The sequence below is a fragment of the Micromonospora sp. NPDC049891 genome (genome assembly GCF_040660295.1).
Taxonomy (GTDB): Bacteria; Actinomycetota; Actinomycetes; order Mycobacteriales; family Micromonosporaceae; genus Micromonospora.
Window position 1 is genome coordinate 42,626 of record NZ_JBFAML010000036.1, and the last position, 9,435, is coordinate 52,060.

Annotated in this window: 10 protein-coding genes; 7 read left to right on the forward strand and 3 right to left on the reverse strand. The window is 64.2% G+C overall.

Going from position 1 to position 9,435, the window contains the following annotated elements; genetic code table 11:
• Positions 1-330: 330 nt before the first annotated feature.
• Both AB0I71_RS29290 and AB0I71_RS29295 read left to right on the forward strand, forming a co-directional pair.
• Positions 331-930, forward strand: coding sequence for a hypothetical protein (locus AB0I71_RS29290; RefSeq protein WP_357590077.1), 600 nt, complete (start codon positions 331-333; stop codon positions 928-930).
• A gap of 163 nt (positions 931-1,093) precedes the next feature.
• Entirely contained in the window at positions 1,094-1,477 is a 384-nt protein-coding gene (locus tag AB0I71_RS29295) for a hypothetical protein (RefSeq protein ID WP_357590079.1), read from the forward strand.
• A 223-nt stretch (positions 1,478-1,700) separates the two neighbouring features.
• Here AB0I71_RS29295 and AB0I71_RS29300 read toward each other — a convergent pair whose 3' ends face one another.
• Both AB0I71_RS29300 and AB0I71_RS29305 read right to left on the reverse strand, forming a co-directional pair.
• Positions 1,701-2,240, reverse strand: a complete 540-nt coding sequence (locus AB0I71_RS29300) for a DinB family protein (RefSeq protein WP_357590081.1) — start codon at positions 2,238-2,240, stop codon at positions 1,701-1,703.
• A gap of 308 nt (positions 2,241-2,548) precedes the next feature.
• Positions 2,549-3,151 (reverse strand): hypothetical protein, encoded by a 603-nt coding sequence (locus tag AB0I71_RS29305; RefSeq protein ID WP_357590083.1) that lies wholly within the window; start codon positions 3,149-3,151, stop codon positions 2,549-2,551.
• A 1,264-nt stretch (positions 3,152-4,415) separates the two neighbouring features.
• Here AB0I71_RS29305 and AB0I71_RS29310 point away from each other — a divergent pair.
• The 5 genes from AB0I71_RS29310 to AB0I71_RS29330 all read left to right on the forward strand — a co-directional run bounded on the left by AB0I71_RS29310 (position 4,416) and on the right by AB0I71_RS29330 (position 8,424).
• The gene (locus AB0I71_RS29310) at positions 4,416-4,919 is read left to right on the forward strand and encodes a hypothetical protein (RefSeq protein WP_357590085.1); all 504 of its coding nucleotides are present in this window, start codon (positions 4,416-4,418) and stop codon (positions 4,917-4,919) included.
• A gap of 827 nt (positions 4,920-5,746) precedes the next feature.
• On the forward strand, positions 5,747-6,451 hold the full coding sequence (locus tag AB0I71_RS29315) for a hypothetical protein (RefSeq protein WP_357590087.1): 705 nt from the start codon (positions 5,747-5,749) through the stop codon (positions 6,449-6,451).
• 69 nt (positions 6,452-6,520) lie between these two features.
• A complete protein-coding gene (locus AB0I71_RS29320) occupies positions 6,521-7,060 on the forward strand; it encodes a hypothetical protein (protein ID WP_357590090.1) in 540 nt (179 codons plus the stop codon).
• Positions 7,061-7,412: 352 nt separating this feature from the next.
• Entirely contained in the window at positions 7,413-8,132 is a 720-nt protein-coding gene (locus AB0I71_RS29325) for a RelA/SpoT domain-containing protein (RefSeq protein ID WP_357590092.1), read from the forward strand.
• Positions 8,133-8,151: 19 nt separating this feature from the next.
• The gene (locus tag AB0I71_RS29330; protein ID WP_357590094.1) at positions 8,152-8,424 is read left to right on the forward strand and encodes a hypothetical protein; all 273 of its coding nucleotides are present in this window, start codon (positions 8,152-8,154) and stop codon (positions 8,422-8,424) included.
• A gap of 234 nt (positions 8,425-8,658) precedes the next feature.
• Here the strand turns inward: AB0I71_RS29330 and AB0I71_RS29335 are convergent, their stop codons facing one another.
• Positions 8,659-9,096, reverse strand: coding sequence for a hypothetical protein (locus AB0I71_RS29335; RefSeq protein ID WP_357590096.1), 438 nt, complete (start codon positions 9,094-9,096; stop codon positions 8,659-8,661).
• Positions 9,097-9,435: the final 339 nt, after the last annotated feature.

A 9,435-nucleotide genomic window follows, 5' to 3' on the forward strand; every position in this document is an offset into this window, starting at 1 on the left:
TCGCAGCACCCGCGGGGCCGGTGTGCGGTCTGTAAACGCCTCGTGGCCCTCACCCCTGATGGAAAGGCCGCGCGGCACAACGGCACCATTCGGGCCTACGCCCCGCCGGAGGAGTGCCCCGGGGGTGGGCAACGAGCGGAAGCCACGGAGCCGTGAGCAACAGCGCGACCCGCAGATCCAACCGGGAGAGCGGCCGACCGGTCAGGATCAGGGGATTTCCCGCTGGCCCCGGCCGGAGTGCGGTGGAGCGGGCGACAGGAATCCGTACCGTCAATCTGGTGGCTGTACGGCCGGCGATGTGCTGTCAGCGGACGCCCTAGGCTGGCAACCATGTCGGCGGAGCGTGAAGCGATCGACCTGGATGAGCACAACCGCCAGCCGACGACGGCAGGCAGCGGGGCTCCGGACCGGCTCCTGGCCAGACGGAAGATGGCTGTCCGGCTCGTCGCTGCCTTCGTTGCCGGCGGGGTGCTTGGTGGCTTCGGTGTGAACGAGCTGCGGGACTCGCGGGAGGAGCGGGAGCGAATTGCTTCGGTCGCCCTCGTGGCCGTTCCCGTATCCATCGCTGGCGGGGGTTCGGACGTCCCGGGCGTTCTCCAGATGGACGGGCAACTGGCAGTGACCAACGCTGGCCAGGCGCCGATCACGATTCGTTCGGCGACTGGGCAGGGACCGGGTGCCCTGGTCCGTGACACCGGCAGCTCTCGCTCACTGCGCCCCGGCGATACCGGTCTGATCGATGTCGAGCTGCGCCTCGAATGCGCGACCGCGTTCGAGAGTGACCTGTTGTCGATGCGATTCTCGGTCGAGACCGGCGATCGCCAGGTCAGAGAGATCGACTACCCCGTCGCCCTGGCGGGGAGCGCCTGGCAGGCCAGGACTGAGCAGCCGTGCGCGCACATTCGTGAGATGGAGAAGAACGGCGGATAGCTCGGCCAGCCTCCCTGCTGAGCAGCAACGCCACTAAAGGTGGCGCGGCCGGATTGCGCAACTCTGCTACGACCTGCCGCCCTCGGTTGCCCGCTCCTGACCGCTGTATCCGGCCCGCTTCGCGGGGTAGCGCTTGTGCATCCACTCAGGGATGATCATCGTCATGTCCGAGCAAGACTTGGCCGGAACCTGGCGTCGCATCATCCAAGGGGACGGCAAGTCCTGGGTCGTATTCGCCCACGGCACGTGCGTCGTACTACCAGACCCCGGCCCCAGCGTTGACCTCGCCGCCCAGGCCGTCGACATCCTGCGCGAGTACGGCCCCGTCTACGCCGGCTCACCGGCCGGAGACTTCGGTACCATCACCCTCGATCCTGGTCCCGGATGGGTGGTCTACAGCCACCACAACGACGTGCTGACCTACGTAGGGCCCGACGAGGTCTCGAACGACAGCGATCTGGCCGTTGGTCTGTACGGACGCGGTAAGCGAGACCGGGACGGCCATGAGCTTGACGTCGTACACGTCGAGGACAAACGGCAGCGGTGATTCGGGGCCGAGTTTCCGTCGTCAGACGTTGAAGCGGAACCAGGGCCGCTGAACTGCTGAGACGATTCGACTTCATTTCGACGCGTCCAGCGGCGTCCGTCGTGATCGTTGCCCAGTTCGCTACTCACTGGCTCCGGGCCGCCCCGGTTCTACTCACCGCCGTTCCCCACGGGGAGGTTGCATCCTGACTGCGTTCCTTGTGCTGACCCACCGCCTCGGTGGGTCACAGGCCGGTACGCCCGTCGATGCACTCGCGCAGGAGGTCGGCGTGGCCAGCGTGCCGCGCATACTCCTCGATCACATGGAGAAGCACGTCGCGGGTGGCGTGGCTGCCATCGTCAACCAGCACCTCGCGGCCCAGGTCGGCCTCCTCGACGGCGTCGAGCCATTCGTCCGCCTTGGTGATCTCGGCCTTCCAGGTCGCGAAGGCGTCCTTCACCACCGCCTGATCGGGGACCGCGCCCCCGAAGTCCCAGTCTGGCTCGTCCTCGTGCTGGTAAAGGCACGGTGCGTCGGTCCGCCCCTGCAGCACACGCTGGAACCATTGGTTCTCCATCTGGGCCAAATGGCGGACCAGGCCGAGCAAGCTGAGGGTGCTGGGCGGCACCGAGCGTCGGCCGAGCTGCTCGGCGTCCAGTCCGTCGCACTTCATCTCTATGGTCAGACGGTAGTTGTCGAGGTACTCCCGGTAGGTCGCCTTTTCGCCGACAGGCTGACCGAAGACCCTGGGATCGTCCTCGGGTGCGGCCCACAGTTTGCTCACGGCGCCACCCAATCGCCGGCGGACCGCACCAGTCAAGTGAGTTGCCGTGCCCCAACTTCGACGGCCGCCAGGAGGACTTCGATCGCCGCTCGCTCATCGGCTAGAAAGCGAATGCTGCCCCATCCACCTCCTTGGCCAGAGGTTTCCGCCCGGAGAGCCGGAACTGGCGCGAGGAGCGAGAACGGCCCAGGTTCGGCGATCATGTCGCTAACCTGGGCCGGAGTTCGTGGAGCGGGCGACGGGAATCGAGCACGACCGGCTCTCCGCCACCACCGACACCCTGTTCGTGATCGCCGCGGTTGTCCGGCCTACTGGTTCGTCAGCGGCAGATACCGCTCCCGGCCGCTCTGCTCAGTCGTCTGCGTGAACCCGGCCGCCTCCAGGATCGCAGCGAACTTAGCCCGTCTGCGTCGACGAATGGAGACCAAAAACAGGGTGACCGACATCAGCGCCGCCCAGGCGACGGCGGCGACAGCCGCGGCGGCGGTGGGGGACGTCCCTCCTAGCCCGAGCCACACACCGAGGATCGCGCACAGCACGGTGAGGACGACATAGAGGAACCACGTTCGCTGCTTGTCGTCGTTCCAGCCCTCAAGGTCGTAGCTGATACGGGCCTTGAACAGCTCCAGCACGTCGGCAGGCACGGGGGGCAGTGCACCCCCGGTGGAAGCATCCGGGTACTGCACTCGGTTCCGCTCGGCCCTTTCGCGGGCCTGCGGACGGGGATCGGGTACGAAGAACATCTGCGGTCCGTTGCGGTGTCGCTGCCGGGTGTCCGTGTACGCGTAACCGAATTGCTCGGCAACAGCGGCCATAAGGGCAAGTGAGCGCAACGTGGCCACCTGCTCGACCTCCACCGGCTGCCCGCCGGCCATCTTCCGCAACATTTTCCGCACGTGCCGCTGCCCCACCAGCGATCCCCCATCACATCGTTGATCAGACTTGCACAGCCTCTCGCCAGGAAAGGCCGGAGGTCCATCCACCAGTGCCACGGTCCCGGGTTGAGCTAAGCCACCGTAGCGGGTTCGAGATATGCCGCAGCGGGCCGCCGCCCGGCCCCCCATGTCAAGCGGGCCTTGACGGCTCGTACGGGCGCTGCCGAGCACCTGCTCGGGACTGCTCGAAACCAGCGCTCACCTCCTTTACGCGAGTCCACATCGTTAGACGATCAGCACGGTCGCTCGAAGCCGGCGACACGGCAAGCGCCAGCAGGATCCGGACCTGCGTGGGCCGTGTCGGCTGTTCGACTGGCCGCATACTGATGGCCAGCCATAGGTCTGACGGAGAGAAAGTCGTAGGCATGGCACAGGGGAACGCTCTGCCGCTGCGTCGTGCCCGGGCCTACTGGTTCCTCGTGTGGGCCCTCCGCTGTCATCCGGTCGCCCTGCTGTTGGGTGGGCTGGCGGCGGCATCAACTGCTCTTGAAGCCCCTGCCTTGACTGCTGTACTGGCTGCCTGCACGGCGGCTGTCATGTTTCCCGCTGTGCTCCTTGGGCTTGCTGGGATGACGATGTTGTACGCGGGTGGGTTGATGCCGCGTGACGTGGCTCGTCGGCAGGCAATGACGGGCATGCTGTGGCGAGACGCGGTGAGACCTCTCAAGCGACGCTCGGTCCCGTCCGGGGAGTCTGGCGGCCCAGACCGCGACCTGATGAGGTGAATCGCACTCGGCTGCTGATCTTTCGGAGAGCCGGGACTGGCGCGGAGAGCGAGAACGGCCCAGGTTCGGCGATCATGCCGCTTGCCTGGGCCGGAGTTCGTGGAGCGGGCGACGGGAATCGAACCCGCACCGTCAGTTTGGAAGATCGTTTCCGGCTGTCATGTTCCGTCCGGATCGCCTGGTCAACGGCGGCGTAATCCTGCCCGATCATGACCGCTGAGGACCGTCTGAGACACCGGCTACTGGCACGTGGCTGGCACGGCTGCGGGGGCGAGTGGTTGTCCGGCGGCGTGTGGCTTACCGTCCCGGCCTCTCGGGCCGGGGGCGGCTTGCCGTGCCGCCGGCCTTCCACGCGCCTGAAGCCCGGTACCCGGTGGCAAGCCGCGAAGCGGCGCGGCAGCCGATCGCCCCGTTCGTACGGCTGCCGTCGCTACGCGATCGTTACGGCCTCGCTGTGGCACCTTGTCAGCAGTTGGCACCATCGACGATGTTCGGTTGGGGAAGGTGGAGCGGCGATGGGCTGGGAAGTGGCAGTATCGGCGGCCACGGCTGTTGTTGTCACGCTGCTCGGTGTCGCGGCCGGCGCTTGGGTCACCGAGCGCAGCCAGAAGCGCACGTGGTCGCGGAATGCGCTAGCGGAGGCATGCGCCACCCTGGTCCAAGAGCAGACCGCCACGTACATGGCTCTCATGCGGTGGCGCTCTGAAGAGATTGAGCGCGTCGACTGGACGGGCTGGAACGCTGCGCTTGCGCGGGTGCAACTGGTCGCACCTACAAACGTCGTGAACGCAGCCCTGAGCCTAGACACAGCCTTCTGGCACTTCAGCGATGGCATCAGGGATCATGTGGACGAGACTGGATGGTGCCAGCTACGCGACGAAGCCCAACAGCAGCGACTCGATTTCGTCAACCTCGTACGACAGCATCTCGCTCCTTCGGCGGGCGAGCTGAAAAGCCTTGTTGGGCGGCCGAGCAGATCGAGCGAGCAGGTCGAGGCTCCGGCGGCGATTCGCTCCTAGCGCCTCCGGTCGCCACGCCCGCCGTGCCGGCCGATGCCGGCCGCAGGCCGCCAGCAGGCCGAGTGCGGCGGGCGGGCCGCGCTTGCGCGGCCCTTGATCCAAGAGAGAGTGTTTCGGCAAGTTGAGCTCGCACCCAGCTTGCTCCCAGAGCTTGAACCCTGAACCCTTCCGGCGGTCGGTGGATCATCTCAGATCGGGCGGATCGGTGTCCTGACCTGCGCGAGGTTTCTCGTTGCCTTACAGCGGTTGACAGCCCTTTTCGGCGTCAATTGTGCCCGGCTTGTGCCCGACGATCTTGGTCGTTCATCGCACGCCGTCCATGTTCTGGCTTCGGCCTTGACCCCGTCGGGGGATGCGGTCGTAGGCTGTCGGCTGCTGCTAGCCGTGCCGGCCCGCGTCAATGCGCAGGTGTCAGGCGTCGTCGGTTGATGTCCGGCTCCGGCCCGCAGCAAGGCTTGCGCTGCCTTCTTGCTGCCTCGCTGCCTGACGCTTCAACTACAAGTTCTCGCATAGCTCCATTTGTTGCCCTCGCTACCGCGCTCATACACGCCTGTCACATCTTGGACACTCTTCGGCGTCGCAGCCTTGAAGCTCAGTCCGTAGATTGCTCAGATTGGAACTTCTTCCTACCAGGACGGTGAGCTTCTGTGACACGGCAGCGCCGGGTAGTCTTCGCGAGGATCAATCGCCGCAACAGCACTCTTGACATGCGTCCCTTCGCTGTGGACATGCGGGCGCTCGCTGAAAGCCGGCAGACTTCTTACCTTGTATCCGCAACGCCTGAGCGCCCGGCCCGTACCTGGTACGCCGCCGACATGCGCTTGGCCATGGGCGAGGACTTCATGACCGGGATCTTGGGATACTCGGTTGCTGATCAGAAGCGCTTCTTCGATTCCGATGGTTGGTCGTGGATCAAGGGACCTACAGAGGACTCCGACGCTGCGTCTCAAGACACCGTGGTTCCGTTCGCGATTGACCTGCGGGAGCACAACAGGTGGGTAGCCTTCGCTACCACGGGAAGGATCCAGCCGGCGAGCTTCCGGCCCGCGCTCGGCCAAGTGCTCTCTACCGCAGCCCAGAACCTTCACCTGCTACCCGCTGACTGGGAATGCGACCCCGTGGTCTCCCAGCATACGGTGCAGGAGTGGATTGAGCAGCACCCGCTTGTCAAGCTCCTTCGTCGCACGGTCAAGTTTTCCAACCCTGGACGGGATCTCGATGATGTCCGCGCCAAGATGCGGGCGATGAAAGCCCGGCGCGCAACCGAGGAGTATGCCGCCTACAACTCACAGGTCCTGGATGTTGAGTCCGACGCGTTCCAGGACAAGCTTCAAGGTCTAGAGACAGGCGACACAAGGGTGCAGATGAAGTCACGGGAGGCTCAGGGGGTAGACGCTACGTTCGACAGCGACACCAGGACCGACGACACCCGCATCGACGACTACGGTAAGGATCTTGAGCGGGGCATGGACCTTGTACTCCGGGCACTTGTCGTCTACGCGGACACCCGGCCGCCAAGGCCCGCTGCCTAGCCGATCACGCTCAAGCGATGTCACACCCTGGGCGTACGTTTGTTCTAACGCAGAGGAGGTGTGACGGGCGTGGCGAGTCAAATCAATCGACACCTGTGGGAAGCCCTCGACTTCAGACTCAGCGAACTGCTCCGCGTGGATCTCGGTGTGGGCGTTGTCTTCGGCGTGGCCGCACTCGCCTTGTCGTTCACTCATCCGGACGCCGTCGTACGGGCGGCCCCTGGGGCGATCGGAGTAGTCGGCGTCATAGTAGGCGCGGTCATTGCAGGCATTTCCTTCCAGGCGGCATTCATGGATCAAGCCTTCCTGAGGAAGCTAAGGGCGATCGAGTCCGAGCCCGTTTACTACCTGGCTCCCTTCCTCTTCACGGCGGTGCTCGGCGTGATTTCCATGCTTGCCTTGATCGTGATGTCGGCAGTGAGCCCCACGGCTCCTAAGGCGCTGATCGCACTCGTCAGCACTCCAACCGCCCTGCTGACGACATGGACCATCGCAAGCCTGATTCCAGGGCTAGCGACCTTGGTGCAGTTTGTTGGCCTGAAGATGGACGCCCTCGACGTTCCCGATGACGTCGCCTTGCCAGAAGGGCAGCAGCAATTCCCGCGATAACATCTGGCCATCCCGATGCTCGCACGATGTGAAGCTCCCTCGGTGGCCGTCCCGCCGATGACCTGGATAGGCAGCAGGGCCAGCCTGCCGCAACAGTCCACGATCGTCCGTGGGCATCCGACGTCGGCCGCCCCGGTCGTCATCCAGCCCGAGCGCCAGGCGGTGACGCGGGACTTGAACCCCCTAAGCCGCGATGTGGCGGCATGGCGGGACAAGGTGGACAGACCGGATCTCAAGCCTGGCTCGCAGCCCCGGCAGCTCTCAACAGGTGACGCACTGCTCAGGCACACTCGCGGGAATGTCGGCACTTTCGGGCACTGGGATTCACCGACATCGTGTCTATGATGTCGCTATGGCCCTGGACCCCTCCACTCTGCCGACCAAGAGCCAGATCAACAAGTGCGGCAAGCTGCTTAAGAAGGCGGAGTTCGAGGGTGTCAGTGCTTCCCAGGAGGAAATTGAGAATGCACTTCGCGTTGTCAGGCATTTCCGTGCAGTCCATGCCTATCCGATGGTAAAGGTAAGGCTTGGACTCCGAAGCATGATTCGAACTGAGATGGCCGATGAGGCAATTACGCAGCGCCTCAAACGAGTGCCGCGCATTATCCGAAAGCTTCACCGTATGCCAAACATGCCGTTAGCGAGTCTAGAGGACATCGGGGGCGTACGGGCAGTCCTTGCAGACGGTCCGGAATTGGATAGGGTGCGTGATCGGGTAATGCGTCGATGGAAACCGACGCTCCTAAGAGAGCCTAGGGATTACATCAGCCAACCGAAGGATATTGGCTATAGAGCCATCCATTTTGTGGTTGAGCGCGACGGTCGCGCAATAGAGGTTCAGCTCCGAACTCGGGGGCAACAGCAATGGGCAGATGCAGCGGAGGCCGCTGACGCTCGACTGGGTCTAACGCTGAAGGACGGCGTTGGCCCAGCCGACATGGTCGAGTATTTTTCGGCAGCAGGAGAGTTGATCTTTTTGCGGGAGTATGGTAGAGGTGTTCCACCCGAGCTGCTCCAGAGGTTCGAGGAGGCACGACAGGCTGTCCTTCGTGCTGGCTACTACTCAAAGTGACGAGGGAGGAAGGATTCGGGTGAAAAGGCCACAGACGGTTCACTTCCTGCTCGTGTACAGCTTCGATCAAGCAAAGTTGGTCGAGCAAGATGAGTTCACCGACGTTGCTATCGCCACCAAGGCTTACGGCGAGGCGGAAGCCCGCTACCGTCATCTTCTTGACAAGTTCGAGATCGTGCTGGTCGGTGCGGACAGCATCGAAACCGTGATGAAGACGCACGGACACTACTTCCACGCATCCGACCAAAGTCTCTTCTCAGACTTCCTAACTGACGGCCTCGTCAACGGGTAGTCCCCTCCGCGAGGAACGACAGCCGCCCGGCACATATGTCAACAGGTGTCGACAGTCGGGCGGCGCATCATGTCGGTAAGGGCGGGTGCGGCGCGTGCACCTTGGGCAGGGCCGCCACCTGTCGGCACGCCTGGATCGCAGCAGACGGTGGCCTTGGGCGGAGACTTGCTCGACAGACTTCAAGCAGAGGTTCGGTGCGATCATCGGTCTCATCGCCATGGGGAACGTGGGTAGTCACCCCACGCCCATTCCTCGATTAATCGCCGCCGCAAGAACGTTGACAAGGAGATCTCTTCCACCCTCGCCGAGAAATGCGGCAGCCTGCTTCAGTTTAGAGCGCTTCTCCGTATCTGACTCAACGTCGGCGGCAGCCTGCAATGCCGCGAGGAGGCGCTCGGCGACGGCTTCAGGCGTAGGCCACTGTCCGACAGCGCTGCGTGCTGCGGGGTAGATCCTCCTGACTCCAGTGCGACACAGGCCTCCTCCAGTCCTAAACGCCTCGATGTACGTGCCGTCAAGTCTCAACATGGCCTTCCCGACCTCGTTCTCGTCAATATCTAGCAAGGGCGCGAGGTCGTATGCCTGGGGAAACTCTCCGTAGTCGCGGTCCTCGATGTACTTCACAGCGGCCTTCAGGACCGGAAGATCAATGCTCGTCCAAGTGTCTGTCACGACGGGGATGGTAGCGACGGCGCAACAAGCGGCGCTGCCATCCCGTCTGCTGCCGACCCGCCCTCCTGGGGAGCGGGCCGCCGCCCGGCCCGCCACGTCAAGCGGACCTTGACGCAAGTTCGGACGCTGGCGGGCCGGGCGGTGGTCTGCTCGGCTCGCCCGGTCGCCGGCTGGCGGGATGGCTCTGCGCAACCACCCACGGAACGCAACGCGCGGACGGAGCCCTAGCCATCCTGGAGTCGTTGCCCCCGTTACCTTTTTGATCGTCCCCAGCCGGGGACCCTCGGTCGCCCGGCCCGGTATGACTTTCTGCCCCTGTCGTGTGGATGATCCGGGGGG